Annotated in this window: 24 protein-coding genes; 15 read left to right on the top strand and 9 right to left on the bottom strand. The window is 72.2% G+C overall.

Going from position 1 to position 26869, the window contains the following annotated elements:
• Positions 1-185 precede the first annotated feature (185 nt).
• The 6 genes from gabT (at position 186) to GQQ93_RS15900 (ending at position 8357) form a co-directional block, all read left to right on the top strand.
• Positions 186-1547, top strand: a complete 1362-nt coding sequence (gene gabT, locus GQQ93_RS15925) for a 4-aminobutyrate--2-oxoglutarate transaminase (protein ID WP_157425215.1) — start codon at positions 186-188, stop codon at positions 1545-1547.
• A complete protein-coding gene (locus tag GQQ93_RS15920) occupies positions 1544-2818 on the top strand; it encodes a Glu/Leu/Phe/Val family dehydrogenase (protein WP_157425214.1) in 1275 nt (424 codons plus the stop codon). The genes gabT and GQQ93_RS15920 overlap by 4 nt, the downstream gene beginning before the upstream one ends.
• 115 nt (positions 2819-2933) lie before the next feature.
• On the top strand, positions 2934-4403 hold the full coding sequence (locus tag GQQ93_RS15915; RefSeq protein WP_157425213.1) for an NAD-dependent succinate-semialdehyde dehydrogenase: 1470 nt from the start codon (positions 2934-2936) through the stop codon (positions 4401-4403).
• A complete protein-coding gene (locus GQQ93_RS15910; protein ID WP_281349928.1) occupies positions 4400-5881 on the top strand; it encodes a flavin monoamine oxidase family protein in 1482 nt (493 codons plus the stop codon). Before GQQ93_RS15915 ends, GQQ93_RS15910 begins: the two co-directional genes overlap by 4 nt.
• Before the next feature lie 14 nt (positions 5882-5895).
• Positions 5896-6771: a universal stress protein gene (locus GQQ93_RS15905; protein WP_157425211.1), complete on the top strand. Its 876-nt coding sequence runs from the start codon at positions 5896-5898 to the stop codon at positions 6769-6771.
• Positions 6772-6782: 11 nt separating this feature from the next.
• Positions 6783-8357: an APC family permease gene (locus GQQ93_RS15900; protein ID WP_157425210.1), complete on the top strand. Its 1575-nt coding sequence runs from the start codon at positions 6783-6785 to the stop codon at positions 8355-8357.
• 577 nt (positions 8358-8934) lie between these two features.
• On the opposite strand, the gene GQQ93_RS15895 is transcribed toward GQQ93_RS15900, so the two are convergent.
• Both GQQ93_RS15895 and GQQ93_RS15890 read right to left on the bottom strand, forming a co-directional pair.
• Positions 8935-10560, bottom strand: coding sequence for an amidohydrolase (locus GQQ93_RS15895; RefSeq protein WP_157425209.1), 1626 nt, complete (start codon positions 10558-10560; stop codon positions 8935-8937).
• Positions 10557-11852 (bottom strand): MFS transporter, encoded by a 1296-nt coding sequence (locus GQQ93_RS15890; RefSeq protein WP_157425208.1) that lies wholly within the window; start codon positions 11850-11852, stop codon positions 10557-10559. The genes GQQ93_RS15895 and GQQ93_RS15890 overlap by 4 nt, the downstream gene beginning before the upstream one ends.
• A gap of 179 nt (positions 11853-12031) precedes the next feature.
• Between GQQ93_RS15890 and GQQ93_RS15885 the strand changes: the two genes are divergently transcribed.
• The 6 genes from GQQ93_RS15885 (at position 12032) to GQQ93_RS15860 (ending at position 15998) form a co-directional block, all read left to right on the top strand.
• A complete protein-coding gene (locus GQQ93_RS15885; protein ID WP_157425207.1) occupies positions 12032-12646 on the top strand; it encodes a TetR/AcrR family transcriptional regulator in 615 nt (204 codons plus the stop codon).
• A 131-nt stretch (positions 12647-12777) separates the two neighbouring features.
• A complete protein-coding gene (locus GQQ93_RS15880; protein ID WP_157425206.1) occupies positions 12778-13410 on the top strand; it encodes a DUF937 domain-containing protein in 633 nt (210 codons plus the stop codon).
• Positions 13411-13441: 31 nt separating this feature from the next.
• Complete coding sequence (locus tag GQQ93_RS15875; protein ID WP_157425205.1) at positions 13442-13888, top strand: FAS1-like dehydratase domain-containing protein; 447 nt, start codon at positions 13442-13444, stop codon at positions 13886-13888.
• Positions 13888-14313, top strand: a complete 426-nt coding sequence (locus GQQ93_RS15870; RefSeq protein ID WP_157425204.1) for a MaoC family dehydratase — start codon at positions 13888-13890, stop codon at positions 14311-14313. The genes GQQ93_RS15875 and GQQ93_RS15870 overlap by 1 nt, the downstream gene beginning before the upstream one ends.
• Before the next feature lies 1 nt (position 14314).
• A complete protein-coding gene (locus GQQ93_RS15865) occupies positions 14315-15514 on the top strand; it encodes a UDP-N-acetylmuramate dehydrogenase (protein WP_157425203.1) in 1200 nt (399 codons plus the stop codon).
• Between the two features lie 115 nt (positions 15515-15629).
• Positions 15630-15998 carry a hypothetical protein gene (locus GQQ93_RS15860; RefSeq protein ID WP_246192363.1) on the top strand — a complete coding sequence of 123 codons (369 nt, stop codon included), beginning with the start codon at positions 15630-15632 and terminating at the stop codon, positions 15996-15998.
• A 30-nt stretch (positions 15999-16028) separates the two neighbouring features.
• Here the strand turns inward: GQQ93_RS15860 and GQQ93_RS15855 are convergent, their stop codons facing one another.
• Positions 16029-16505, bottom strand: coding sequence for a hypothetical protein (locus GQQ93_RS15855; protein WP_157425202.1), 477 nt, complete (start codon positions 16503-16505; stop codon positions 16029-16031).
• Positions 16506-16516: 11 nt separating this feature from the next.
• Complete coding sequence (locus GQQ93_RS15850; RefSeq protein WP_157425201.1) at positions 16517-18169, bottom strand: PspC domain-containing protein; 1653 nt, start codon at positions 18167-18169, stop codon at positions 16517-16519.
• A gap of 116 nt (positions 18170-18285) precedes the next feature.
• Here GQQ93_RS15850 and GQQ93_RS15845 point away from each other — a divergent pair, with 116 nt between their 5' ends.
• The 3 genes from GQQ93_RS15845 to GQQ93_RS15835 all read left to right on the top strand — a co-directional run bounded on the left by GQQ93_RS15845 (position 18286) and on the right by GQQ93_RS15835 (position 20856).
• Positions 18286-19515, top strand: coding sequence for an ATP-binding protein (locus GQQ93_RS15845; protein WP_157425200.1), 1230 nt, complete (start codon positions 18286-18288; stop codon positions 19513-19515).
• Positions 19508-20176, top strand: a complete 669-nt coding sequence (locus GQQ93_RS15840) for a LuxR C-terminal-related transcriptional regulator (RefSeq protein WP_157425199.1) — start codon at positions 19508-19510, stop codon at positions 20174-20176. Before GQQ93_RS15845 ends, GQQ93_RS15840 begins: the two co-directional genes overlap by 8 nt.
• Positions 20177-20397: 221 nt before the next feature.
• A complete protein-coding gene (locus GQQ93_RS15835) occupies positions 20398-20856 on the top strand; it encodes a hypothetical protein (RefSeq protein ID WP_157425198.1) in 459 nt (152 codons plus the stop codon).
• A gap of 6 nt (positions 20857-20862) precedes the next feature.
• On the opposite strand, the gene GQQ93_RS15830 is transcribed toward GQQ93_RS15835, so the two are convergent.
• The 5 genes from GQQ93_RS15830 to GQQ93_RS15810 form a co-directional block, all read right to left on the bottom strand.
• Positions 20863-22560: a long-chain-fatty-acid--CoA ligase gene (locus GQQ93_RS15830; RefSeq protein ID WP_157425197.1), complete on the bottom strand. Its 1698-nt coding sequence runs from the start codon at positions 22558-22560 to the stop codon at positions 20863-20865.
• Between the two features lie 122 nt (positions 22561-22682).
• A complete protein-coding gene (locus tag GQQ93_RS15825) occupies positions 22683-24365 on the bottom strand; it encodes an MDR family MFS transporter (protein WP_157425196.1) in 1683 nt (560 codons plus the stop codon).
• A complete protein-coding gene (locus GQQ93_RS15820) occupies positions 24362-25006 on the bottom strand; it encodes a TetR/AcrR family transcriptional regulator (RefSeq protein ID WP_157425195.1) in 645 nt (214 codons plus the stop codon). The genes GQQ93_RS15825 and GQQ93_RS15820 overlap by 4 nt, the downstream gene beginning before the upstream one ends.
• A gap of 39 nt (positions 25007-25045) precedes the next feature.
• Positions 25046-25687, bottom strand: coding sequence for a response regulator (locus tag GQQ93_RS15815; RefSeq protein WP_157425194.1), 642 nt, complete (start codon positions 25685-25687; stop codon positions 25046-25048).
• Positions 25684-26853 carry a sensor histidine kinase gene (locus tag GQQ93_RS15810; protein ID WP_157425193.1) on the bottom strand — a complete coding sequence of 390 codons (1170 nt, stop codon included), beginning with the start codon at positions 26851-26853 and terminating at the stop codon, positions 25684-25686. The genes GQQ93_RS15815 and GQQ93_RS15810 overlap by 4 nt, the downstream gene beginning before the upstream one ends.
• Positions 26854-26869: the final 16 nt, after the last annotated feature.

Genomic DNA, 26869 nt, shown 5'->3' with positions numbered 1-26869 from the left:
AATTCGTCACGATGGTCGCCTGACACGGCGTCTCGCGTCATTTCTCCTGCAGAAGCCGGGTGTTCGCGTTGTACGCAGCGTCCAAGAAGTGGATGCTTCGTGTACACGCGGGCGCCGAGGCATCCGTGCCGCCCGACCTACCATCGACGCATCAGCCACCGTCGTCACATTGCATCGGAGCAGCCATGACCCTCGTCGACACCCCGGCCACCACCACCCCCGGCGGCCCCGCACTCGCCCAGGAGCGCCGTCTCGTCACGGCCATCCCCGGCCCCCGCTCGCAGGAGCTCATCGCCCGCAAGGCGCAGGCCGTCGCGGCCGGCGTCGGCCACACCCTGCCCATCTCGGTCGTCGCCGCAGGCGGCGGCGTCGTCGTCGACGCCGACGGCAACTCGCTCATCGACCTCGGCTCGGGCATCGCCGTCACCGGTGTCGGCAACTCGGCCCCGCGCGTCGTCGACGCCGTCGCGGCGCAGCTGAACGCCTTCACCCACACCTGCTTCACCGTCTCGCCGTACGAGGGCTACGTCGCCGTCGCCGAGAAGCTCAACGAGCTCACCCCCGGCGACCACGAGAAGCGCTCGGCCCTGTTCAACTCGGGCGCCGAGGCCGTCGAGAACGCGATCAAGATCGCCCGTCACTACACGAAGAAGCAGGCCGTCGTCGCGTTCGACCACGCCTACCACGGCCGCACGAACCTCACCATGGGGCTCACCGCGAAGAACATCCCGTACAAGAGCGGCTTCGGCCCGTTCGCCCCCGAGGTGTACCGCGCCCCCCTCAGCTACCCGTTCCGCGACGGCGGCCTCGACGGCCGTGAGGCCGCGGCCCGCGCGATCCTCCAGATCGAGAAGCAGGTCGGCGTCGAGAACCTCGCCGCGATCATCATCGAGCCCATCCAGGGCGAGGGCGGCTTCATCGTGCCCGCCACCGGGTTCCTCGCCGCGCTCGTCGAGTGGGCGAACAAGAACGGCGTCGTCTTCATCGCCGACGAGGTGCAGACCGGCTTCGCCCGCACGGGCGCCTGGTTCGCGAGCGAGCACGAGGGCATCGTTCCCGATGTCATCGTCACCGCCAAGGGCATCGCCGGCGGCCTGCCGCTGTCGGCCGTCACCGGTCGCGCCGAGATCATGGACTCCGCCATGGCCGGCGGCCTCGGCGGCACCTACGCGGGCTCGCCCCTCGCCTGCGCCGCCGCGCTCGCGACGATCGAGACCTACGAGCAGGACGGCCTCGTCGAGCGCGCGAAGGAGATCGGCTCGGTGCTCATCGGGCGCCTCAACGCGCTGCGCACGGCCGACCCCCGCATCGGCGACGTCCGCGGTCGCGGCGCCATGGTCGCGATCGAGCTCGTCGACCCCGCCACCGGTGCTCCCGACGCCGCGCTCACGAACGCGGTCGCGAAGTTCGCCCACGAGCAGGGCGTCATCCTGCTCACGTGCGGCACCTACGGCAACGTGATCCGCTTCCTGCCGCCGCTCACCATCTCCGACGAGCTCCTCATCGAGGGCCTCGGCGTGATCGCAGAGGGTCTCAAGCAGGCATGAGCACCGTGATCGACAACGTCGTCGCCCCCATCTCCACCCCGCTGGCCGACGCGCGCTCGCAGCTGGCCGAGGCCATCGGGCTGCTCGGCTTCTCCGAGGGCACCCACCAGATGCTCGCGACCCCGCGTCGCGAGCTCACGGTCGCGGTGCCGCTGCGCCGCGACTCGGGTGAGACGGTGCTGTTCACGGGCTACCGCGTGCAGCACAACTTCAGCCGCGGCCCCGCCAAGGGCGGCCTGCGCTACGCGCCGAACGTCGACATCGACGAGGTGCGGGCGCTCGCCATGTGGATGACCTGGAAGTGCGCCCTGCTCGACGTGCCGTACGGCGGCGCGAAGGGCGGCATCGCGATCGACCCCCGCGAGCACTCCACGGCCGAGCTCGAGCGCGTGACCCGTCGCTACACGAGCGAGATCCTGCCGATCATCGGCCCGGAGCGCGACATCCCCGCGCCCGACATCGGCACCGACGAGCAGACGATGGCCTGGATCATGGACACCTACTCCGTGAACAGCGGCTTCACGGTGCCCGGCATCGTGACCGGCAAGCCGATCGCGCTCGGCGGATCACAGGGGCGCGCGAGCGCGACGTCGCGTGGGGTCACGCACATCGCGCTCGCCGCCCTCCGCCACGCCGGCATCACCCAGTCGCAGGCCACCGCGGCCGTGCAGGGCTTCGGCAAGGTGGGCGCGGATGCCGCGCGGTTCCTCACGGAGGCGGGCGTCACCGTGCAGGCCGTGAGCGACCAGTACGGCGCCGTCTTCAACGCCGCCGGCCTCGACATCGAGGCGCTCAGCGCCCACGTCCGCGAGACCGGAGCGGTCGTCGGCTTCGCCGGCGCCGAGGCGCTCGACGGCGCGGCCCTGCTCGAACTCGAGGTCGACCTGCTCGTGCCGGCCGCCGTCGAGGGCGTGCTGCACGAGGGCAACGCCGCACGGGTGCAGGCCAAGGTCATCGTCGAGGGCGCCAACGGCCCGACCACGCCGGCGGCCGACCGCATCATGCGCGAGCGCGGCATCCTCGTCGTCCCCGACATCCTCGCGAACGCGGGCGGCGTGATCGTCTCGTACTTCGAGTGGGTGCAGGCGAACCAGGCCTACTGGTGGCGCGTCGACGAAGTCGAGGCCAGACTGGAGGAGCGGATGCTCAGCTCGTGGCAGCACGTGCTCGGCTATGCGACCTCGCGGGGCCTGTCGCTCCGCACCGCCGCCACCGCGCTCGCGGTCGAGCGGGTCGCCGAAGCGCACAAGCTGCGCGGCCTCTACCCCTGACCCGACACCTTCCTCCCCGAGTCGCCCGTCTTCGCACGGAAGCGGGCGACTCGGAGACATCCGCACCCGCAGCACACTGCACGAACTGCACGAATCATCGAACGGGAAGTCACACATGACGAACGCAACGCTGGAAGCCTCGGTGCTCGACAAGGTCGAGACCGGCCTCTTCATCGCCGGCGAATGGGTGCCGGCCGAGGGCGGCAAGACCCTCGCCGTCGTCGACCCCGCCACGGGCGACACCATCAAGGAGATCGCCGACGCCTCGGTGGCCGACGGCCTCAAGGCCCTCGACGCGGCCGTCGCCGCGCAGGACGAGTGGGCGGCCACCGCCCCCCGCGTCCGCGGCGAGCTGCTGCGCCGCGCCTTCGACCTGCTGCAGGAGCGCAAGGAGGAGTTCGCGCTCCTCATGACCCTCGAGATGGGCAAGCCCCTCGCCGAGGCGCGCGGCGAGGTCGCCTACGGCGGCGAGTTCCTGCGCTGGTTCAGCGAGGAGGCCGTGCGCATCTCGGGCCGCTACGGCCTGAACCCCGAGGGCACCGGCCACATGGTCGTCTCGCAGCGCCCCGTCGGCCCCTCGTTCTTCATCACCCCGTGGAACTTCCCGCTCGCGATGGCGACCCGCAAGATCGCCCCTGCGCTCGCGGCCGGCTGCACCGTCGTCATCAAGCCCCCGGCACTCACGCCGCTCACGACGATCGCGTTCGTGCAGCTGCTCGAAGAGGTGGGCCTGCCCAAGGGCGTCGTGAACGTCATCGCGACCTCGACCTCCTCGGCCGTCTCGGGCCCGATCATCGAGGACCCGCGCCTGCGCAAGCTCAGCTTCACCGGCTCGACCGGCGTCGGCCGCGCCCTCATGAAGCAGGCGGCCACCGGCATCCTGCGCACCTCGATGGAGCTCGGCGGCAACGCCCCGTTCGTCGTGTTCGGCGACGCCGACCTCGACAAGGCGGTCGACGGCGCGATGCTCGCGAAGTTCCGCAACATCGGCCAGGCGTGCACCGCGGCCAACCGCTTCATCGTGCACGAGTCGGTCGCCGCCGAGTTCTCGAAGCGGGTCGCCGAGCGCGTCGCCGGCTTCTCGGTCGGCCGCGGCACCGAGGACGGCGTCAACATCGGCCCGCTGATCGACGACAAGGCGGTCGCCACGACCGACGAGCTCGTGCAGGACGCGGTCGGCAAGGGCGCGAAGATCCTCACCGGCGGCACCGTCATCGACGGCGCGGGCACGTTCTACGCGCCGACGGTGCTCGGCGACGTCTCGGCCGACGCCCGACTCCTCAAGGAGGAGATCTTCGGTCCGGTGCTCGGCATCACCACCTTCTCGACCGAAGACGAAGCGGTGCGCCTCGCCAACGACACCGAGTACGGCCTCGTCTCCTACGTCTTCACGCAGGACCTGGCGCGCGGCCAGCGCATGATCGAGAAGCTCGCCACGGGCATGATGGGCCTCAACACCGGCCTCGTCTCGAACGCGGCGGCCCCCTTCGGCGGCATCAAGCAGTCGGGCATCGGCCGCGAGGGCGGCGCAGAGGGCATCCACGAGTACCTCGACACCAAGTACACGCTCATCCCGGTGAGCTGAGCGATGCGAGCGGATGCCACCGGCCGAGCCCGTGGCATCCGCTCGCCTCTTTTCGGGCGCGAGCCCCACGAACCGCAAGCGAAAGCGAAACGAAGAAGATCATGGAACGCATCGAGACCGACGTCGTCATCGTCGGCGCGGGGGCCGCAGGCCTCACCGCCGCCAACAAGCTGAAGGACGCCGGCGAATCGGTCGTCGTGCTCGAGGCCCGCGACCGCGTCGGCGGGCGCCTCTGGACCGGCGACGTCGACGGCGCCATGCTCGAGATCGGCGGCCAGTGGGTCTCGCCCGACCAGGACGCCCTGATCGAGACGCTCGCCGAGCTCGGCCTCGAGACCTACACGCGCTACCGCGAGGGCAAGAACGTCTACATCGCGGAGGACGGCGAGCGGCGCCTGTTCGAGGGCGAGATCTTCCCGGTTCCGGCGAAGACCGAGGGCGAGATCGTCGGCCTCATCGAGAAGCTCGACGCGCTCGTCGCCGAGATCGACCCCGACGCCCCGTGGGAGCACCCGCGCGCGAAGGAGCTCGACGAGATCTCGTTCGCCGAGTGGCTCGGCACGCAGACCGACGACGAGGAGGCGAAGCTCAACATCGGCATGTTCATCGCCGGTGCGATGCTCACGAAGCCGACGCACGCGTTCAGCGCGCTGCAGGCCCTGCTCATGGCCGCGTCGGCCGGCTCGTTCTCGAACCTCGTCGACGCCGACTTCATCCTCGACGCCCGCGTCGTCGGCGGCCTCCAGCAGGTGCCGCTCGGCCTCGCCGCGAAGCTCGGCGACGCCGTGCGCCTGAACCAGCCGGTGCGCAAGATCCGCTGGAACCCCGACGACCTCGCCGAGGGCGTCGTCGCCGTCACCGACTCGATCGAGGTGCACGCCAAGCGCGTCATCCTCGCCGTGCCGCCGATCCTCTACAGCCGCATCTCGTACGAGCCGCCGCTGCCCCGCCGTCAGCACCAGCTGCACCAGCACCTCTCGATGGGCTTCGTCATCAAGGTGCACGCCGTCTACGAGACGCCGTTCTGGCGCGAGCAGGGCCTCTCGGGCACCGCGTTCAGCCCCTACGAGCTCTCGCACGAGGCGTACGACAACACGAACCACGGCGACACCCGCGGCACCCTCGTCGGCTTCGTCTCCGACGAGGAGGCCGACGGCGTCTTCGCCCTCTCCGCCGAGGAGCGGAAGGCGAAGATCCTCGAGTCGCTCTCGCACTACTACGGCCCCGAGGCACTCGACCCCGTCGTCTACTACGAGAGCGACTGGGGCAGCGAGGAGTGGACGCGCGGCGCGTACGCCGCGAGCTTCGACATGGGCGGCCTCGCCCGCTATGGCGCCGACCTGCGCAAGAACGTCGGCCCGATCCACTTCGCCTGCTCCGACATGGCCGGCAAGGGCTACCAGCACGTCGACGGTGCGATCCGCATGGGCCGCCTCGTCGCCGAGCAGATTCTCAACGAGCAGAGTCTCGCGAGCTGAGCGGAGTCCCCACGATGTCCGAATCGATCCGCATCGTCGTCGGCTACACGGCCGACGACTCGGGTGCCGACGCGCTCGCGTTCGGCGCACGGCTCGCCGGGGCGACCGAGGCCTTCCTCGAGGTCGTCATGATCCTGCCCATCGAGGCCCGCGGCGGCGTCGTCCCCCGCGACCCCGGCTACGAGCGGCACGTCAAGGCGCGCTCGCAGCGCTGGCTGGCCGAGGCGAGCGCGAAGATCGGCGACGACATCGAGCAGTCGCTGCACATCCGCTACGCCGAGTCGTTCGCCGAGGGACTCGTCGACGCCGCGCACGAGTTCGGCGCGTCGCTCATCGTGGTCGGTTCGGCCCGCGGCGCCGCGCTCGGGCGCGCGCGCATCGGTTCGGTCGCGAGCGCGCTGCTGCACGCCGCGGATGTCCCGGTCGCGCTCGCGCCCGCGGGCTCCCGCGAGGTGCCGACCTCGCTCGGCGTCACCCGCATCACCGCGGCGATCGGCCTGCGCGCCGGGGCGAGCGCCGTGCTCGAGGCATCCGTTCGCCTTGGGCGCGCGACCCACGCGCCGCTGCGCCTGCTCTCGCTCGTGCCCATCGACCTGCCGAACGGCATGGACGAGGAGCTCGCCGACCTCACCAGCACCGCCCACGCCGACGAGGTGCTCGCCGAGGCGCAGCGGGCGCTGCCCGACGGCGTCGAGGCGACCGTCTCCACCGCGACCGGCTCCTCGATCGAGGAGTCGGTGCGCGGACTCGACTGGCACGCCGGCGAGATCGTGCTCGTCGGGTCGAGCCGGCTCGCGACCCCGAGCCGCCTGTTCCTCGGGTCCACCGGCTCGAAGATGCTCCGCGAGCTGCCGGTGCCGATGATCGTCGTGCCGCGACCCAACAACTGAAAGACTCCGCAATGACGCACCCCCACCACTCCGAACCGCACGCGCCGCTCACCACCGCGAGCGCGTCCGTCGACGGGTCCGACACGGGCCTCTCGAAGAAGGGCCTCTCGGCAGGATCGGTCGGCCTGATCGGCGCGATCGTCATCGGCATCTCGTGCATCGCGCCGGCGTACACGCTGACGGGGGCGCTCGGCCCGACGGTCGCCGAGGTGGGCACGCAGCTGCCCGCGATCTTCCTGCTCGGGTTCATCCCGATGCTGCTCGTCGCGTTCGGCTACCGCGAGCTCAACAACGCGATGCCCGACTCGGGCACCTCGTTCACCTGGGCGACGCGGGCGTTCGGCCCGTGGCTCGGCTGGATGGGCGGCTGGGGCCTCATCGCGGCGACGGTGGTGGTGCTCTCGAACCTCGCGGGCATCGCGGTCGAGTTCTTCTACCTCGCGGTCTCGCAGCTCGTCGACTTCTTCGGCGGCGACGGCGCGGCCGTGGCCGCCCTCGTCGGCAACCCGTTCGTGAACGTCGCCACGTGCCTCGTGTTCATCCTCGGCGCGACGCTCATCTCGTACCGCGACATGCAGACCACCCAGAAGGTGCAGTACTGGCTCGTCGGGTTCCAGCTGCTCGTCATGATCGGCTTCGGCGTCGCCGCGTTCTGGCACGTCGCGAACGGCACCGCGTTCGACGCGACTCCCGTCGAGCTCAGCTGGTTCAACCCCTTCGAGGTCGGCTCGTTCTCGGCCGTCGTCGCGGGCCTCTCGGTCTCGCTGTTCGTGTTCTGGGGCTGGGACGTCACGCTCACGATGAACGAGGAGACGAAGGGCTCGCGCACCACGCCCGGACGTGCGGCGACCCTGACTGTCACGATCGTCGTCGCGATCTACCTCTTCGTCGCGATGGGCTCGCTCGCCTTCGCGGGCGTCGGCACCGAGGGCGTCGGCCTCGGCAACGAGGACATCCAGGAGAACGCGTTCTTCTACCTCGCGGGCCCAGTCCTCGGCCCGCTCGCGATCCTCATGTCGCTCGCGGTGCTCTCGAGCTCGGCGGCCTCGCTGCAGTCGACCTTCGTGTCGCCCGCGCGCACGCTGCTCGCCATGGGCCACTACGGCGCGCTGCCCGAGAAGTTCGCGCGCGTGAGCCCGCGCTTCTTCACGCCCGGCTACGCGACCGTGGTCGCGGCGATCGTCGCGGCCGTGTTCTACACGGTCATGCGCTTCGTCAGCGAGGACGTGCTGTGGGACACGATCACGACGCTCGGCATGATGATCTGCTTCTACTACGGCATCACGGCGTTCGCGTGCGTCTGGTACTTCCGCAAGACCTGGTTCCGCTCGGGCCGCGACTTCTTCTTCCGGCTGTTCGCGCCGTTCGTCGGCGGGCTCATCCTCACGGTGCTGTTCTTCACGACCCTCATCGACAGCATGGACCCGGCCTACGGCTCGGGCTCGAACATCCTCGGTGTCGGCCTCGTGTTCGTGCTCGGCATGGTGATCCTGCTCACGGGCGTCGTGATCATGTTCTGGCAGAGCTGGAAGCGCCCGGCCTACTTCCGCGGCGAGACGCTCTCGCGCGCGGTCGCGGAGGAGTGACGCCCGCGTCCCCTCCGTACGTACGACGAGGCCGCCCCCTGCGACACCAGGGGGCGGCCTCGTTCGTGCGCGTGGCCCGCGCGCGGTCCTTCCGTCCGTTGCGCGGCGGTCCCGTGGGGTGCGGTGCCCGCTCTCCGGTGCGCGCCATCCGGAGCGCCGAGGGCCCATGCCCGGGGGTGCTCTCTCCGGCTGGCGTTCTCCGGTGGGCGTTCTCCGGTGGGCACACTCTCCGGCCGGAGTTCTCTCGGCCGCCGTTTCTCCGCCGGGCGCTCTCTCCGGCGGGCGTTCTCGGGCGTGCGTTCTCCGGCGGGCGTTCTCGGGCGTGCGTTCTCCGGTGGGCGCAGATGGCCCGATGAGCTGTGCCAGTTGCGCCTCATCATGAGGCGGAACTGGCACAGCACCGAAGGATTGCCCTGCACCACGCGTGCTCAATCGGCGCCTGGGCATGGAGGGCCGACGAGACCAGGGGCCAGACCAAGGACCGAGCCGGGACCGACGCCAGGGACCGAGACCAGGGACCGAGACCAGGGATCGAGCCGGGACCGAGCCGGGACCGAGGCCCGGGGACCCGAGACCCCTACGCCTCGTAGGCGGTGCGGCCGCCGACCACGGTGCGGATGACCCGGGCGGTGAGCAGTGCCGCATCGCCCGCCGCGAACGGGTCGGCGTCGAGCACGGCGAAGTCGGCCGCGAGCCCTTCGGCGAGGCGGCCGCGCAGGTGCCCCTCGCGGATCGACGCGGCGGCGTCGCGGGTCGCATGGCCGACGGCCTCGCCGAGCGGCAGGGCGTACTGCGGCGTCAGTGCCTCGAGCGAGTGGTCGAGCGCCGAGCGCCGGGTCGCGGCGATGTAGAGGTTCGCCAGGGCCTCGTGCGGCGCCGTCGGCGCATCGGTCGAGAACGCGAGCAGCGCCCCGGCGTCGCGGTACTCGCTCCAGGCGAAGCCGCGGTCGGCGCGGGTGTCGCCGAGCTGCGCGATCCAGTTGTCCATGACCGCGGGGTCGCAGTGCACGGGCTGCATCGAGGCGGTGACCCCGAGGCGGGCCATGCGCTCGGCCGTGCCTGGGGCGGCGTACTCGAGGTGCTCGATGCGGTGGCGGCGGGACAGGTCGCCGTTCACCTCCGCCGCATGCTCGAGGGCGTCGAGCGCCGATTCGCTCGCGAGGTCGCCGATCGCGTGCAGGGCGATCTGCAGTCCGGCGGCGTCGGCGGCGGCGACGACCGGGGCCATGCGATCGTACGGCCAGATCGGATCCTCGTTCGAGCCGTCGGCGTAGGGCTCCTTCATGGCGGCGGTGCACGCGTCGATCACCCCGTCGGTGATGAGCTTGATGCCCACGATGCGAACCCCCGTGGCATCCGACCGCTGCGCCAGTTCGGCGGCTCGTGCGACCTGCGCCAGGTTCTGCTCGTCGTCGCCCGTGTTGTCGATGAGCCAGTACGCGACGAGGTGGAAGGGCAGCCCGCCGCGTCGCGCGACGACGCGCTCGATCGAGGCGAGCTCGAGCTCGCCGAACGCCATGTCGGCGGCGCCGGTGACGCCCGCCGCGAGGTAGGCGTCGAGTGCGCGTTCGACGGCGGCGTCGCGGTCGGCCTCGGTCGTCTGCTCGGCGAGGAACCGCCACACGAAGAACTGCGTCGCCGTCTCGTAGAGCATGCCGTCGGGTTCGCCGTCGGCGTCGCGCCCGATGCGTCCGCCGATCGGGTCGGGGGTGTCGCGGGTGATGCCGAGCTCGGTGAGGGCGGCGCTGTTCACCCAGGTCGAGTGCAGGTCGTTCGCGTCGAGGTAGACGGGCACGTCGGCGACGACCTCGTCGATCATCTGCCGGGTGGGCGCGCCGCCGGGCACCGAGTCGAACAGCCACGAGACGCCGAGGAGTCGCGGTGCCTCGGGGTCGGCATCGCGGCCCGCGCGGAGGCGCGCCTGGATCTCGCCGAGGTCGTCGGCGTCGCGCAGCTGCACCCGGCCGAGCGCGTCGCCGAGCATGTGCAGGTGCGTGTGCACGTCGAGGAAGCCGGGCATCACGAGGCGGCCGCCGAGGTCCTGCACCTCGGCGTCGGGGCCGGCGGCCAGGGCCGCGCCCGCGGCATCCCCGACGTAGGCGAGCGTCTCGCCGTCGACGACGAGCGACTCGGCCCATTCGGCGCCGTCGCCGGGCCGGTTCGCGGTGAAGATGCGGGCGTTCGTGACGAGCGTTCGGCTCATGCGGTGACCTCCTGGGTGGGGGTGGATGCCTCGGGCCGCGCGCCGGCCGACGGGTCGGCCTCGGCGCGCTGCAGGCGGGTGGACAGTCGGGCGACGGCGACCGCCGGCACGGCGAGCACGAAGCTCGCGATGCCGAGGGCGACCGCGAAGCCCTGGTAGCCGAGCACCCCGACGAGCGCCGCACCGATGACCGGGGTGAGGCTCGAGCCGACGAGGTAGACGGCGAGCAGCGGGCCGGACCAGCGGCCGTCGGCGTCGAGCGCCGCCGAGGTCGAGACGAAGTACATGAAGGCGAGGGCGTAGACGGTGTTCCAGGCGATGAACACGACGATGAAGCTCGTCTCGTCGCTCGTGAAGCCCTCCACGATCTTCAGGATGCCACCGAGCGCGAGCAGGATGCCGAGCGGGAGCGCGCGTCCGAAGCGGTCGCCGACGATCATGAGCAGCACCGAGCCGACGAGTCCGCCGGCGGTCGCGCCGCTGAGGGCGAGCCCGAGGCCCTCGGGGGTGAGCCCGGCCTGCTCGGCGCCCATCGACCCGGCCATCGCCCAGAGCGAGTCCTCGCTCGCGGCCCAGAGCGCGAAGGTCACGAGGAGCGTGAACCCGGCGATCGCGACGAGGCGGGTCGTGGCGGGGCTGCGCTCGGGCATGGCGCGCACTGCGCCGGTCGGCGGCACCTCGACCGGCACGGCCTCGGCGACCGCGGCGCCGGCCCGCGGTGCATGCACGGGCGCGGCGGGCAGCCAGCCGCTCACGACGATGCCGATGAGGCTGAAGAGCGCGAGCGCGCCGAAGACGTCGATCGGGGCGAGGCCGATGAGCGGGATGACGAGGAGCACGATGGTGATGACGCCGCGGTTCGCGAGTCCGTTGAAGCCCGCGACCCGGTCGGGGTTGCGGAACGCCGCGAGCGCGGCGCCCGCCGCGGCGACCGCGCCGCCGGCGCCGGCCCCACCGACGAGCAGCCCGCCGACGACGACGCCGGGTTCGGGCACGAGCGCCGCCGCGCCGAAGCCGACGACGCCGAGGGCGAGGCCGGCCCGGGCGACGAGCAGCCGGCGGGGGCCGGCGCAGAGCGGCGCCATCGCGAGGCCGACGATCGCGGTGGCGAGGAGGGCGCCCGTGACGATCCAGCTCGCGGTGAGCAGGTCGGCGTCGAGCGCGGTCTGCAGGGCCGTGATCATGTACGGGGAGAGGTTGACGCCGAGGTAACCGGCGATGGCGATCGCGAAGGTCGCGGTCGCGGTGGGCAGGCGCAGCGGAACGCGTGCGCTGAGGTCGGAGTGCGACATCGGGGCTCCGTGGGGGTCGGGGCACTGCGGTGTGCCGGAGGATGCGGCGGGGCGCCGCATTAAACGAATAGTGTTCGTTTATTATGCATCGTGAGTTCTGATCGCGAAACCCCGGCCCGGGGCATCCGCGTAGGCTGACCTGGCTGCTCGAACCCGAGCGACCGACCCGAGGAGTGCGCATGGCGAGGCCGAAGGTGCCGCTGCTGTCGGCCGATCGCATCGCCGACGCCGCGATCGACCTCGTCGACTCGGGCGCCGCCTTCGGCGTCAACGCGCTCGCCCGCAGTCTCGGCGTCACCCCCTCGTCGCTCTACAACCACGTCGACGGACGCGATGGCATCATCGAGCTCATGCGCGGTCGCCTCGGCCACCGGTACCTGCCCGAGCTCCCCACGGGCGCCTGGGACGAGGTCGTCGTCGCCACGATGCAGGGCCTGCGCCGGCTCTACGCCGAGCACCCGGCGATCGTGCCGCTGCTCGTCGGCAAGACGATCACCGACGACACCGTGATCGCGAGCTATGACGCCCTCGCGTCCGCGCTCGTCGAGGGCGGCTTCCCCGACGACGAGGTGCTCTCCGTCGTCGCGGTGCTCGACGCGTTCGCCCTCGGCTTCGGGCTCGACTACGCCTCGCCCGACGACATCTGGCAGCCCGGCGCGCCGACGCGGAGTCTCGACCGGCTCATCGCCTCGGCGGAGCGCGGCGACGCGCGCTCCGACCGGGTCTTCGAGCTCGGCCTCGAGCTCGTCCTCGATGCGCTGCGACTGCGGCTTGTGCGGCTGCAGGGCGACTGAGCCGACGGCGACCGCCCGGGCGGACGGCCCGGCCGGGTTCCGTCGGGGTGCCTCTTCCGCAGGCGCCGTCCCGCCCGATACCGTGAAGCCGCGGCGCCCCGACGGCGGGCGCGCAGAAATGGGGAACCCGAATGGCTGCAATCGACGACATCATCGCCGACCTTCCGATCGGCGACATCGCCGCGAAGCTCGGCGTCGACGAGGCCACTGCGAAGCAGGCCGTCGGCGATGCGCTGCCCGCGCTGCTCGCCGGCATGGGCGCCAATGCAGCCGACCCGGCCGGTGCGGCCTCGCTCGAGAAGGCCGTCGCGAAGCACGACCCGAAGCTCGTCGAGGGCGGGGTGAAGCTCGCCGACGTCGACGAGGCCGACGGCGAGAAGATCGTGAAGAACGTCTTCGGCGGCAACACCGACCAGGTCGTGAAGGCGCTCGACACGAAGCAGGGAGGCGGCGCCGGTGACCTCATCGGGCAACTCCTGCCGATCCTCGCGCCGATCGTGATGAGCTTCCTCGCGAAGCAGTTCCAGCAGAAGCAGGCCGCACCGGCCGAAAGCGAGGCCTCGGGCGGCGGCATCGGCGACCTGCTCGGCGGGCTGCTCGGCGGCGGCTCGGGCTCGGGCTCGGGGGGCTCGGCCGGCGGCATCGACCTCGGCGGGCTGCTCGGCGGGCTGCTCGGCGGCGGCTCGGGCGGCTCCGGCGGTTCGAGCTCGGGCGGCGGCCTCGGCGACCTGCTCGGGGGCCTGCTCGGCGGCGGCAAGCGCTGACCGGTCGACCCGCCCCGAATAGACTGGCCGGGTGTCTGTGAACCCCGAGCTGCAGGGGCGGGTCTACCCGTCCACCGAGCCGTACCTCGTCGGTCGTGAGAAGGTGCGCGAGTTCGCCCGCGCCGTGTTCGCGACGAACCCGATCAACCTCGATCCCGAGGCCGCCGCGGCCGCCGGCTACGCCGACGTCGTCGCACCGCCGACCTTCGCCGTCGTCGTGCAGGAGCACTCGCTCGCCCAGCTGCTCGCCGACTCCGACGCGGGCATCGACTTCTCGCGCGTGGTTCACGGCGACCAGCGCTTCACCTCGACCCGGCCGATCGTCGCGGGCGACCTGCTCACCGCGACCCTCACGGTCGCGAGCGTGAAGAGCCTCGGCGCCCACTCGATGGTGACCGCCGAGACGGCGATCACCGATGCCGCGGGCGAGCACGTCGTCACGGCGATCTCGACGCTCGTCATCCGAGGAGAAGACTGATGGCCGCCCCCGACTTCGCCTCCCTCGCCGTCGGCGACGTGGTCGCCGAGCGCGAGTTCCCGCTCACCCGTGACTCGCTGGTGCGCTACGCCGGCGCCTCGGGCGACTTCAACCCGATCCACTACCGCGACGACGTCGCCGCGTCGGTCGGCCTGCCGGGCGTGCTCGCCCACGGCATGCTCACGATGGGCTTCGCCGTGCAGCCGGTCGTCGACTGGGCCGGCGACCCCGGCCGCGTCGCCGACTACCAGGTGCGGTTCACCCGACCGGTCGTCGTCGACCCCGTCGACGGCGCCCTCGTCACCGTCTCGGCCAAGGTCGGCCAGCTCGACGAGCAGGCGACCGTCGCCCGCATCGACCTCACCGTCAAGCTCGGCGACGACACCGTGCTCGGCAAGGCGCAGGTTCGCGTCGCGCTCGGCTGACATGAGCAGCGCCACCTCGTTCTCGGAGCTCACGACCCTGCAGGTCGGCGGGCCGATCACCCGGCTCGTCACCGCGACGACGCAGCGCGACCTCGTCGACCTCGCCACCGCGGCCTGGTCGTCGGATGACCCGTGGCTCGCGCTCGGCGGCGGCTCGAACCTGCTCGTCGGCGACGACGGATTCGACGGCACCGTCATCCGCGTCGCGACCAAGGGCATCGAGGTGCTGCCGCGAGACGGCGGCACTGACGACATCGCGCGCCTCCGCGTGCAGGCCGGCGAAGTGTGGGACGACCTCGTCGCCTGGACGGTCGAGCACGGCTACTCGGGCCTCGAGGCGCTCTCGGGCATCCCGGGCTCGGTCGGCGCAGCACCCGTGCAGAACATCGGCGCCTACGGGCAGGAGCTCGCCTCGACGCTTGTCGCGATCGAGTTCCTCGACGAGGGCGCCGAGCGCCCGCGGCGCATGACGGCCGAGGAGCTCGAGCTCGGCTACCGCACCTCGGTGCTGAAGCAGGGGCTCCGCGGCATCGTCGTCTCGGTCGAGCTCGAGCTGCACGACACCGCCTCGGAGCTGGCAGTGCTCGGCGAGGCGCCGGGGCAGCCCATCGCCTACGCCCAGCTCGCCGGCGCCCTGCACGCGCAGCTCGGCGACCGGGTGCCGATCGCCCGGGTGCGCGAGACGGTGCTCGCGCTGCGCGCCTCGAAGGGCATGGTGCTCGACCCGGACGACCTCGATTCGGTCAGCGCCGGCTCGTTCTTCACGAACCCGATCGTGACCGAGCGCACGGCCCGCGCGATGCCCGCCGACGCCCCGCGCTGGTACCTCGAGCCCGACGAGCCCGACGAGGTCACGCCGCTCGCGACGATCGCCTCCGGCACCCCGCTCGACGCGTTCCTCGCCCTGCAGGCCGAGCTCGAGGCATCCGACCTCGAGACGCCGGCCGCGGCCGCAGGCCCCGGAGCCCTCGTGAAGCTCTCGGCGGCGTGGCTGATCGAGCACTCGGGCATCTCGCGCGGGTTCGCCCTGCCGGGATCGCGCGCCGCGATCTCGTCGAAGCACACCCTCGCGCTCACGAACCGCGGCGGTGCGAGCGCCGACGAGCTCGCACAGCTCGCGCGCTTCGTGCAGCAGCGGGTGCAGGCCGAGTTCGGCATCGTGCTGCGGCCCGAGCCCGTGCTCGTGGGCGTCGAACTCTAGCCCGGCGCGGCTGAGTGACGTTCGGCGCGCCGAGGCCGGTTCGAACCGTCCTCACGGCGAAGAACCTGCCGAGGAGTGCGCGAGCGGCGTGCCGGAGCGGGCTATCGTCGAACGGGTGGACCGCACCGACTTCATCGAACATCGCCGCCCCGACGGTGAGCTCGTCGGCTGGCTGCGCCCCGAGGGCGAGGGCTTCGTGCCGATCGACCTGCTCGGTCGCGAGCTCGGCGGCGCCGTCGACTGGCTCTCGGGTGAAGAGCAGCTCGAGGCGCACGGCATCGGCTACCTCGCCGACCCGTACGTGCTTCGGCTCGACGACGGTGCAGAGCTGCGGGTGCGCATCACCGAGGTGAGCACCGATCGCATCCTGGTCAAGAAGGACGACTTCGGCGCGATCGACATCCCGCTCATGCGGTTCGAGCTCGCCTGGCCGATGCCCGCCGAGCTCACGCCGCTCGGCGACCGCGAGCTGCCCGTCTGGTGAGTGCTCGAGCCGGGCAGACGCCGCGGCGAGTCAGCCTCGTGCGGCGCGGCGCTGGCGCTCGCCCCGGCGGATGAGCCCGACGACGCCGAAGAGCGCGACGACGACGCCGGCCGCTGCGAGCAGGTAGAGCGGCACGAGCTGCATCGGCACGGCGGCGATCCAGAAGAGCACCTCGTCGCGGTGCTGCAGGTCGACGAGCGTCCAGAGCGTGAACCCGGCGATCGTGCCGAACAGGAGCGCCCAGACGAGGGCGCCCCAGCGGATGGTCGGCCGGGGGAGCGGCGTGCTCGTCGCCGCGGCCTCGCCGATCGGCGCGGTGGCGGTCGCGGCGGCCGGGAAGCCGGGCGCGGGCGAGGGCGCGGGTGTGAGGGGGGTTTCGTCGGCGAGCACCCGGTCGAAGGCCGGCGTCTCGGTGTCGTCGTCGAGACGGGCGGTGGCGTCGAGACGGGTCGTCTCGGCGAGCCGCTCGGCGTCGTCGCGGCGCTCGTCGGGCGTGGGTTCGGGCATGTTCGCTCCGTTCATTCGTTGACATCGATGAAGACCGAGCCGGAGTTCTGGCGGAGGACGAGGCGCGCGTCGGCCGAGGCGCCCTCGGTGTCGTCGGCCGCCACATCGCCGAGCACCAGGACGCGGTCGTCGACGTCGCCGAACTGCCGCTGCGACGGAGTGCCGTCGGCGCCCCAGACGGTGTACGTGATGGCCCCCGCCTCGGTCGCGTCGAGCACGATCGACGTGTTCGGGTCGACCGAGATGTAGGTATCGCCCGTGCCCTGGGTCAGGGTGATCACCTGCGCATCGTTCGGGTAGCCGTCGTACGAGCCGGTTGAGACATATGCGTCGCCGACGGGCTGCAGGAGCTGCTGCGGGTAGCCGAGCGAGATCGACTGGGTAGGGCCGATGAGCGTGCCGTACGGGGCGAAGGCCGACACCGCGGTGCTCACGAGCATCGCCACGAGGCTCGCCGCCGTGATCGTCGCGAGGATGCCGCTGCGACGGCGCCGGAGTGCGGCGACGACCATGCCGAGCGAGAGCACGAGGGTCGCGGCGGCGAGTGCGATCGCGGCGCTGAACGCCGAGGTCTCCGGGGCGCCGTAGGCCCAGATCGCCGTGATGGCGCCGATCACGACGGCGATGCCGAGCAGGGTGAACACGTAGGCCGCGCTCGCACGGGGGCGGCTCGCCCTGCGGGCGGCGCGGGCGGCCGCCGCCTGGGCCTGGAACTCGAGGGAGCGCGCCCGTGCCTCCTCGGCGGCCTGTTCGCGGGCGGCGCGGTCGGCTTCGGCCTGACCGGCCTTCCACTCGGCGTGCGAGAGGCGCCACGCCTCGTGCTGGGCTCGCCAGTCGGCGATCGCGGCCGCGTCGGCGCCTTCGGCGGGCACCGGCGGTTCGGCGCCCGCGGGCGGCATGGCGGCGGCGGATGCCCCGGCCGAGACCGAGCCGGCCGCGAAGGCGGCGACGGCCGGACCCGATGCGGGGCCTGCGGCCGGTGCGCCCTGGTGCGCGGCACCGGTCGCGCTGAGCCCCGAGTCGGCGGCGCCCGGCGCGGAAGCCATTCGCGCCGCACCGCCGACCGGGGAGCCTGCGGAGGCCCGACGAGCGAGCCAGACGACGAACCAGACGATTGCACCGACGACGAGCAGCGCCCAGATGACGCGCAGCGGCCACGTGAGGTTGAACCCGAAGATCGGGTCGGACACCTGCCAGTCGGGCCACCAGCGCCAGCCGAGCCATCCGCCCTGCACGAGGGGGATGAAGCCGATGACGCCCATCACCGCGATGCCGACGACCGCGGGGTCGACGATGCCGCGGGTGAGCCGCTCGAGGTGGATCTCGCCCTCGACGTCGGGCAGCAGCATCCAGGCGATCGCGTACACGAGCACGAACGGGGCCCCGAGCACCGCGAGCACGACGACGATGCCGCGCACGATGATCGGGTCGATGCCGAGTCGGGCGCCGACGCCGGCGCAGACGCCGCCGAGCCAGCCGGCCCGCCGCGGCACCCCGAGCCGGCGGAGCCAGGCGTAGAAGCCGGGGCCCGTGGCATCCGGGCCGCTCATCGGGTTCGGAGACGAACCGGCCGCCCCGTCGGCCTGCTGGCCGGCGGACGTGGAGTCCCCCTGCACATCCTCCGGCGCTGGGCCGGCCCCTGGGGCGGTCTGGTTCGTCTCCATGCTTCGATGCTGGCAGCCGCGGCGGGTCGCCCGCCATGGGGTGGATCCCTGATTCGACCCTGAGGACGGCGCCCCCACCCGTGGTCGTGGCCCGGCCGTCTGCTTGGATTGCAGTCATGGAGCAGCGCACGGTGCCGGAGAGGGCCGCGTCGGCGACCGCCGAGGCGCCGCCGAGGATGTCGCGCCCGCGCGCCTGCCTCGCGACGGGCACCGCGGCCGGGCTCGCCGACCACCTCGGCTGGCCGGTCTGGATCGTGCGCGCGGCCTTCGTCGTGACGAGCCTCGTGAGCGGCGCCGGCCTGCTGCTCTACCTGTGGCTGTGGACGCTCACCCCGTGGCAGGAGGGCGAGGAGAAGCCCACCCGGAGTGCGCCGGTCGCGTGGATCCTGATCGTCGCCTCGACGGTGTGCCTCATCGTCGCGTGGGCGACCCCGGGGCGCGTCGTCGAATCGGGCGGCGAGGGCCTCATCGCCTGGCTCGGCCTCGTCGCCGCCGGGGTCGCGCTGGCCGTCGGCGCCGGGGCGTGGGCGACGCTCGTCGACCGCCCCGACCCCGAGCGCGGGCCGCGGGCCGAACTCGCGATCCGCACCGTCGCGACCCTGCTGCTCGCCGTGACGGCGCTCGCCCTCGTGCTCGGGCCGACCGCGTCGTGGTACCCGGTGCCGACCTTCGTCGCCGCGTTCGCCGCGCTCGTCGGCATCGGCCTCGTCTACCTGCCGACCCTGCTCGCACAGTGGCGCGAGCTGAGCGACGAACGCACGAAGCGCATCCGCGAGGAGCAGCGCAGCGAGATCGCCGCGCACCTGCACGACTCGGTGCTGCAGACGCTCGCGCTCATCCAGAACCGAGCCGGGGCGACGAGCGAGGTCGCCCGCATCGCCCGCGCGCAGGAGCGGGAGCTCCGCGACTGGCTCTTCGCGGGCGACACCCCGGCCGACAGCGATCTCGGCACCGACCTCCGCGACTTCGGGGCGGCGCTCGAGATCGACCACGCGGTGACGGTCGACGTCGTCGTGGTGGGCGAGATCCGCGAGCGGGCGAGCGGCGAACTCGCGGCGGCGGCCCGCGAGGCGATGTTGAACGCGGCGCGCCACGCCGGGGGAGAGGTGTCGGTGTACGTGGAGTCGAGTCACGAGGCGGTCGAGGTGTTCGTGCGCGATCGCGGGCCGGGGTTCAGCCTCGCCGAGGTGCCGGGCGACCGGCTCGGCGTGCGCGAGTCGATCATCGGGCGGATGCGCCGGGCCGGCGGCTCGGGCTCCGTCGCGCCGGGCGCGGGCGGGGTCGGCACCGAGGTGCGCCTGCGCTTCCCGGCCGAGCGCGTGAACGGGGAGGCGGGCCGTGGCTGAACGCGTGCGGGTCGTCGTGGTCGACGACCACTCGATCTTCCGGTCGGGCCTGAAGGCCGACCTCGACGACACGATCGAGGTCGTCGGTGAGGCGCACGACGTCGAGTCGGCGGTCGCGCGGGTGACGGATGCCGCGCCCGACGTCGTCCTGCTCGACGTGCACCTTCCCGGGGTCGCCGTGCCCGCGGGCACGAGCGGCGGGGCAGAGGTGATCCGGCGTGCGGCGAACGCCGTACCGGGCACGAAGTTCCTCGCGCTCTCGGTCTCGGACAAGGCCGAGGACGTCGTCGGCGTGATCCGCGCCGGGGCCCGCGGGTACATCACGAAGGGTTCCTCGGGCGCCGATGTCAGCCGAGCGGTGCACGCCGTCGCGGGCGGCGATGCGGTGTTCTCGCCGAAGCTCGCCGGATTCGTGCTCGACGCCTTCGGCGCCGCGGTCGGCGAGACGGCGCAGGCGAGCGACGAGCTCGACCGGCTCTCTGCTCGCGAGCAGGAGGTCATGCGGCTGATCGCCCGCGGCTACGCCTATAAGGAGGTCGCCGCCGAGCTCTTCATCTCGACGAAGACGGTCGAGACGCACGTCTCGGCGGTGCTGCGCAAGCTGCAGCTCTCGAGCCGTCACGAGCTGACGGCGTGGGCGAACGCGCGGCGCCTGCTCTGAGGCATCCCGTGCCCGTCGAGTCGTCGCGCACCGCTCCTCCCCAGGTTGCGATCTCCTCTCCTCGTCGCCGCCGTCGACTCGGCCACGCGCGCCGCGACCCGGCCGGGGCAGTATCTCCTCGGAAGATCGCGCCGCAACGCTGCACCACCACCGGTCCTGCGGACGGAAGGTCCCCGGCTGCGCAGCGATGCGTCGCCGATGGCTCCGAGAGGAATGACGACATGCCCGACGTCTCGATCAGGGTCGACGCCGACACGCACCGCGCGCTGACCGATCTCGCGTACCTGCTCGGCACGACGAAGAAGGCGGTCGTCGCCGATGCCCTCGCCGACTTCACCGAAACGCACGGTGCGGTCGTGCGAGCACCGGGACGCGTGACGTTCGACGAGTTGCCAGTGCTCGATCGGCTCGCTCTGCGGCGCCGTGCACTGCTGCGGGCGTTCGCCAAGCGCGATGCGACCGAGGTGCGGGTGATGCGCCGCGACGAGTCCGACCCCGATGCGCCCCTCGAGCTGCTCGTCACGACCGACCTCGGACGCGGCGGCGGTGAGGCCGACGAGCTCGCTCGGATCGCCCGCGGGCTGCTGCGCGAGTTCGTCCGGGTCGAGTCGGCGACTCGCCTCGAACTGTTCGATCGACCGGCGCTCGAACGCGCTCGGGCTTGCTCGACCCCGCTCTGACCCCGACTACCCGACACGGTCGAGGAGCGCATCGCGCACCTCGCGGCGCAGCACCTTGCCGATGAGCGACCGCGGCAGCTCGTCGAAGGGCTCGATGCGCTTCGGCACCTTGTAGGGCGTGAGGCTCGCCCGGCAGAAGTCGCGCAGCGCCGTCTCGTCGAAGACCGCGCCCTCGCGGAGCTCGACGCCGGCCGCGACGACCTCACCGCCCGAGCGACCGGGAAGACCCACGACGGCCGCCCCGCGCACGTCGGGATGCGCGAGCAGCGCCACCTCGACCTCCGACGGCGAGACGTTGAATCCGCCCGTGATGATGAGCTCCTTGCGGCGATCGACGATCGTGACGAAGCCGTCGCCCGAGACGCGCACGATGTCGCCGGTGCGCAGCCAGCCGCCCGGCAGCAGTGTCTCAGCGGTCTCGGCGGGGCGCCGCCAGTAGCCCTGGAACACCTGCGGCCCGCGCACCAGCAGCTCGCCGGCCTCGCCCTGCGGGAGGTCGACCTCGGGGTCGTCGGGGTCGACGACGCGGATCTCGGTGCTCGGGAACGGCACGCCGACCGTGCCCGGCCGACGGGTCGGGCCCATCGGGTTGCCGAGCGTGATCGGCGAGGACTCGGTCATGCCGTAGCCTTCGACGAGCAGCCCGCCGGTCGCGTTCTCCCACAGGTCGACGGTCGCGATCGGCAGGCTCATGGCGCCCGAGATGGCGAATCGGATGCTGCGGAGCGCGCGCGGCTGCTTCACGGCGTCCCGCACGAGGCGGTCGTAGATCGGCGGCACCGCCGGCAGGAACGTCGGCGGTGAATGCCGTGCGGCGTCGAGCACGAGCTTCGAGTCGAACGTCGGGAACAGCACGAGCCGCGCACCGATGCTCATGGCGAAGGTGAGGCAGAGGGTCATGCCGTAGGCGTGGAACAGTGGCAGCACCCCGAAGAAGACCTCCTCGCCCTCGGCGAGGCCCGGCACCCAGGCGCGGCCCTGCATCGCGTTCGCCCGCAGGTTGCGATGGCTCAGCACCGCGCCCTTGGGTCTGCCGGTGGTGCCGCTCGTGTACTGCAGCACCGCGGTGTCGTCGATCGCGGGGCGCGGGTGCCGCTTCGAGAGCGCGCGCCGCGAGGTGAGCCGCTCCCACGCGACGAGGCCGCGCGCGGTCGGCGTCGTCGTGAGCGCCGCTCGCGAGCGGCGCGCCCGCGGGATCGGCAGCCGGAGCGCCAGGCGCTTGCCGAGCGGGAAGGCGCGCGTCAGGTCGATTGCGACGATGTGGGCCGGCCGGATGTCGCCGGGGAACTCCGCGACCGTGTCGGCCACCGAGTTCCAGACGATCGCGACCTTCGCCCCATGGTCCTCGAACTGGTGCCGCAGCTCGGGCGGCGTGTAGAGCGGGTTGTGCTCGACGACGATCGCGCCGAGCCGCAGCACCGCGTAGAACGCGACGACGTGCTGCGGGCAGTTCGGCAGCACGATCGCCACGCGGTCGCCCGCCTCGACGCCGAGGCGGCGCAACCCCTCGGCGGCGCGGGCGATCTGCTCGCCGAGCTCGCCGTAGCTCGTCTCCGCCCCGAAGAACTCGAGCGCGGTGCGGCGGCGGAACCGGCCGACCGCGTCGTCGATCATGTCGACGAGGGTCTGCGACGGCTCCTCGATGGTGTGCGGCACGCCCTCGGCGTAGTGCGCGAGCCAGGGGCGGTCTTCGAACGGGGTCATGCGAGCCTCTCGAGGTCATCGGCATGCGCCGACGACTGGCTCGGCCCGTCGTTCCAGCGGTGCATGCGGACGCCACGTCAAGCGTAGGCGAATCCGCATGCACCCGACCGGATGCACGCCCGTCAGCCCTGAGCGGGCGTCGACCCCGTCGCCGACGAGACGGTCTCCCCGTCCTCGGCGGGCCCGGTCACCACGGTGCCGCCGCCCTCGCGCAGCGCCCGCTCCGCGGCATCCGCCTCGTCGCCGGCGACCGCCTCGCCGCGGGCGACCATGCCGGCCTCGTCGGAGAGCGGGATCTGCTTGAGGAACAACGCGAGCACGAACGCCGCGAGGATGAACGGGATGAGGTACCAGAACACGGGCGCGAGCGAGTCGGCGTACGCCGTCACGATCGCGTCGCGCATGGGATCGGGCAGCTCCGAGAGCGCCTGGGGGTCGAGGGTCGACATGGCGTCGCCGGCCTGCGAGGCGCTGGCCCCGGCGTCCGTGAAGATCTTCGTGAGGTTCTCGGAGAGGCGCGTCGTGAACATCGCGCCGAAGATCGCGACGCCGAGCGAGGCGCCGACCTCGCGGAAGTAGTTGTTCGTGCTGGTCGCGGTGCCCACCTGGGTGGCCGGCACGGCGTTCTGCACCACGAGCACCACGACCTGCATGATGAGGCCGAGGCCCGCGCCGAACACGAACAGGTACACGCAGATCAGCCAGATGGGGGTGTCGGCCGAGAGCGTCGTCATGGCGAGCATGGCCGCCGCCGTCACGAGCGTTCCCGCGATCGGATAGGCGCGGTAGCGGCCCGACTTCGAGATCGCGATGCCCGACCAGATCGAGGTGCCCATCATGCCGGCCATCATCGGCAGCATCAGCAGGCCCGACGCCGTCGCCGAGGTGCCCGACGACATCTGCAGGAAGGTCGGCACGAACGCGATGGCCGAGAACATGCCGATGCCGAGCGTGAATCCGATCGCGGTGGCGTTGATGAAGACGGGGTTCTTGAAGAGCGACAGCGGGATGATCGGGTCCTCCGCGCGTGCCTCGACCCAGACGAACACGCACGCGGCGGCGAGGAGGCCGACGCCCCACGCCCAGGTCTCGATCGCGTCCCAGCCGTGCTCGGCGCTGCCGCCGAAGTCGGTGAAGAAGATGAGGCAGACCGTCGCGGCCGAGAGCAGCATGACGCCGAGCACGTCGATGCGGTGCGTCGCCTTCTTGCTCGGCAGGGTCAGCGTGAACCACGCGATCGCGAACGCGGCGATGCCGATCGGGATGTTGATGTAGAACGCCCACTGCCAGGTGAGGTGGTCGACGAAGTAGCCGCCGAGCAGGGGGCCGGCCACGGCCGAGAGGCCGAAGATGGCGCCGAGCGGGCCCATGTACTTGCCGCGCTCGGAGGCCGGGACGATGTCGGCGATGATCGCCTGCGAGAGGATCATGAGCCCGCCGCCGCCGAGGCCCTGCATCGCACGGAACGCGACGAAGGCCCAGAAGGTCGGGGCGAACGCGGCGCCGATCGAGGCCACGGTGAACAGCGCGATCGCGATGAGGAAGAGGTTGCGCCGCCCGAGCACGTCGCCGAACTTGCCGTAGATCGGCATGACGATGGTGGTGGCGAGGAGGTAGGCCGTGGTGATCCACGCCTGGTGCTCGACGCCGCCGAGCTCGCCGACGATCGTCGGCATCGCGGTCGAGACGATGGTCTGGTCGAGGCTCGAGAGCAGCATGCCGGCGATGAGCGCCGAGAAGATGATCCAGATGCGCCGCTTCGTGAGGAGCAGCGGCGCGGCCGGGGCGGGCGGTGCGGTGGTCATTCGGTTCCTTCGGGGGTGGGGGAGAAGAGGGCGCGTGCCGCGTCGAGCGAGTCGACGAGCAGTGCGCCGAAGTGGGTGGTGCTGCCGGGGGCGAAGTAGCGGGCGGCCGATGCGCGCACGAGCGTGCCGATGAGCTGCACCGCCATGGCCGCGCGCGGGTCGCCCGCCTCGAGCCCTTCGCGGAATTCGATGACGCCGGTCATCCTGCGCTCGAGCTCGGCGCCCTCGCGCATGAACTTCGGCAGCAGCTGCGGCTCGCGTTCGACGAGCATCTCGGGGTTGGGCTCGTCGTCGAGGTGTTCGTCGTCGAAGGGGATGCTCGCGACAGCGAGGGCGACGAGGTCGGGCATGAGCGTCGACGAGATGCCGGTCGCCCCGCTCGGGCGCGCGTTCACGAACTCGGTGAGGGCCTGTTCGTCGAGGGTGTCGTCGCGGTGGCCGATGACCGCGTCGTCCTTCGCGTGGAAGTAGTTGAAGAAGGTGCGGCGGGAGACCCCGACGCGTTCGCAGAGCTCTTCGACGGTGAATCCGTTGAGGCCGTGCTCCATGGTGAGCAGGCGCGCCTGCCGAGTGAGTTCGCGGCGCGTGCGCTCGCGGCGTTGCGCGCGCACGCCGTCTGTTTTCGTTGCACTCTCGCCCATGGAGTGCAATTTTGCACTATTTCATTCGGAGTGCAAAATCTAGAGGAGCCCGAGCTCCATCGCCCGGGTCACGGCGCGGGTGCGGTCGTTCACCTCGAGCTTCTCGAAGGCGTGCAGCAGGTGCGTCTTCACCGTCGCCTCGCCGATGAACAGCTCGCGCGCGATCTCGGGGTTCGAGCGGCCCGAAGCGACCAGGCGCAGCACCTCGAGCTCGCGCGGCGACAGCGAGGGCGCGGCATCCGCGGTCTCCGCGGCACCCGCGCGCACGCGGGCGACGAGCTTCGCCGCGATCGACGGCGCGAGCACGGTCTCGCCGCCCGCCACCGCGCGGATCCCCGCGAGGATCTCCTCCTGCGGCGCCGCCTTCAGGAGGTACCCGCCGGCGCCCGCCTCGATCGCCGACAGGATGTGCTCGTCGGACTCGTAGGTGGTCAGCACGAGCACCCGGGTGCCCGGCACCCCAGCGACGATCTCGGCGGTCGCCGAGGCGCCGTCGACGCCGGGCATGCGCAGGTCCATGAGCACGAGGTCGGGATGCTCCGCGCGCGCCAGCTCCACCGCCTCCGCCCCGTTCGACGCCTCCCCGACGACCTCGATGCCGGCGGCCGTGCCGAGCAGCCCGACGATGCCCGCCCGCACGATCGGATGGTCGTCGGCCACGACGACGCGGATCGGATTCATCCCTGCTCCTTCCGCGGCACGGTCACCCGCAGCAGCGAACCGCCGCCCTCGGCCGCACCGAACTCGAACGCCCCGCCGACGAGCGCCGCGCGGTCGCGCAGGCCCGCCAGCCCGAAGCCGCCGGGCGCCGCCGGATCGCCGGTCCGCGCGCCGGGGCCGACGCCGTCGTCGCGCACGGTCAGCTCCACCCGGTCGACGTACGCCGTCACCCCGATCTGCGCCCGGCTCGCCTGCGCGTGCTTGCGCACGTTCGCGAGCCCCTCCTGGGCGCACCGCAGCAGCACCACCTCGAGCTCGCGGTCGAGCCCCGTGGCATCCGCCTCGATGCCCACCCGCACCCCCGTCTCGCGTTCGAAGGCGGCGCCGAGCCGACCGAGCGCGGCGGCGAGGCCGCCGTCGGCCGAGACCGGCATGAGCGAGGCGACGAGTCCGCGCGCCTCGGTGAGCGCCTCGCGCGCCATCTGCTCGATGAGCTCGACGTCTCCACGCGCGGCGACCGCCGCCGCGCCCTCGACGGTCGCGAGCCGGTTCTCGGTGCGCTGGGCCACCATCACGAGGCCGGTGAGGCTCTGCGCGATCGTGTCGTGGATCTCGCGGGCGAGCCGCGCGCGCTCCTCATTGACCCCGGCCTCGCGGTGCATCGCCGCGAGCTGGCCCTGCGCGGCCTGCAGCTCGTCGAAGAGCCGGGCCCGCTCCTCGCCGATCGACGCGATGTGGGTGATCCAGAGGCCGAGGGCGATGCTGAAGCCGAGCGAGAGCCCGGCGACGGTGAGGCCCGCGAGCCAGGCGCCGAGGCCGAAGTGCACCAGATACCCGGCGAGCAGTGCGAGCGCGATCACCACGTTCGCGATGATCGCGCGCCGGGTCGACGGGGCGGTGATCCAGATGAAGGGGTAGGCGAAGGCCTGCAGGATCGACGCGCTCGGGTCGTAGGCGACGCCCGTGCCGACGACGACCGCGAGCACGATGGTGATGACGACGTGGCGCGTCGCATCCTCGCCGCCGATGCCGCCGCGGAGGTAGGCGAAGTAGAGCACCAGGAACACGCCGGCGACCGCCCATGCGCCCCAGTCGCCGGGGCCGTAGGGCGGTTCGGCGAGCCCGAAGAGCACGGTCACCGCGGCGACCGCGAGCGCCCCGAGATCCCACCAGCGGCGGTTCAGCATGCCGTCATGCTCTCAC

Origin of the sequence: Agromyces lapidis (genome assembly GCF_009749405.1) — a bacterium.
Classification (GTDB): Bacteria; Actinomycetota; Actinomycetes; order Actinomycetales; family Microbacteriaceae; genus Agromyces; species Agromyces lapidis.
Note: the sequence above shows the minus strand (reverse complement) of the source record. Positions and strands in the feature narration are given on the sequence as shown.

Coding starts and splice junctions, on each gene's coding strand:
- gabT (WP_157425215.1), top strand. CDS start 186: ATGACCCTCGTCGACACCCCGGCCACCACCACCCCCGGCGGCCCCGCA.
- GQQ93_RS15920 (WP_157425214.1), top strand. CDS start 1,544: ATGAGCACCGTGATCGACAACGTCGTCGCCCCCATCTCCACCCCGCTG.
- GQQ93_RS15915 (WP_157425213.1), top strand. CDS start 2,934: ATGACGAACGCAACGCTGGAAGCCTCGGTGCTCGACAAGGTCGAGACC.
- GQQ93_RS15905 (WP_157425211.1), top strand. CDS start 5,896: ATGTCCGAATCGATCCGCATCGTCGTCGGCTACACGGCCGACGACTCG.
- GQQ93_RS15900 (WP_157425210.1), top strand. CDS start 6,783: ATGACGCACCCCCACCACTCCGAACCGCACGCGCCGCTCACCACCGCG.
- GQQ93_RS15895 (WP_157425209.1), bottom strand. CDS start 10,560: ATGAGCCGAACGCTCGTCACGAACGCCCGCATCTTCACCGCGAACCGG.
- GQQ93_RS15890 (WP_157425208.1), bottom strand. CDS start 11,852: ATGTCGCACTCCGACCTCAGCGCACGCGTTCCGCTGCGCCTGCCCACC.
- GQQ93_RS15885 (WP_157425207.1), top strand. CDS start 12,032: ATGGCGAGGCCGAAGGTGCCGCTGCTGTCGGCCGATCGCATCGCCGAC.
- GQQ93_RS15880 (WP_157425206.1), top strand. CDS start 12,778: ATGGCTGCAATCGACGACATCATCGCCGACCTTCCGATCGGCGACATC.
- GQQ93_RS15870 (WP_157425204.1), top strand. CDS start 13,888: ATGGCCGCCCCCGACTTCGCCTCCCTCGCCGTCGGCGACGTGGTCGCC.
- GQQ93_RS15865 (WP_157425203.1), top strand. CDS start 14,315: ATGAGCAGCGCCACCTCGTTCTCGGAGCTCACGACCCTGCAGGTCGGC.
- GQQ93_RS15855 (WP_157425202.1), bottom strand. CDS start 16,505: ATGCCCGAACCCACGCCCGACGAGCGCCGCGACGACGCCGAGCGGCTC.
- GQQ93_RS15850 (WP_157425201.1), bottom strand. CDS start 18,169: ATGGAGACGAACCAGACCGCCCCAGGGGCCGGCCCAGCGCCGGAGGAT.
- GQQ93_RS15845 (WP_157425200.1), top strand. CDS start 18,286: ATGGAGCAGCGCACGGTGCCGGAGAGGGCCGCGTCGGCGACCGCCGAG.
- GQQ93_RS15835 (WP_157425198.1), top strand. CDS start 20,398: ATGCCCGACGTCTCGATCAGGGTCGACGCCGACACGCACCGCGCGCTG.
- GQQ93_RS15830 (WP_157425197.1), bottom strand. CDS start 22,560: ATGACCCCGTTCGAAGACCGCCCCTGGCTCGCGCACTACGCCGAGGGC.
- GQQ93_RS15825 (WP_157425196.1), bottom strand. CDS start 24,365: ATGACCACCGCACCGCCCGCCCCGGCCGCGCCGCTGCTCCTCACGAAG.
- GQQ93_RS15820 (WP_157425195.1), bottom strand. CDS start 25,006: ATGGGCGAGAGTGCAACGAAAACAGACGGCGTGCGCGCGCAACGCCGC.
- GQQ93_RS15815 (WP_157425194.1), bottom strand. CDS start 25,687: ATGAATCCGATCCGCGTCGTCGTGGCCGACGACCATCCGATCGTGCGG.
- GQQ93_RS15810 (WP_157425193.1), bottom strand. CDS start 26,853: ATGCTGAACCGCCGCTGGTGGGATCTCGGGGCGCTCGCGGTCGCCGCG.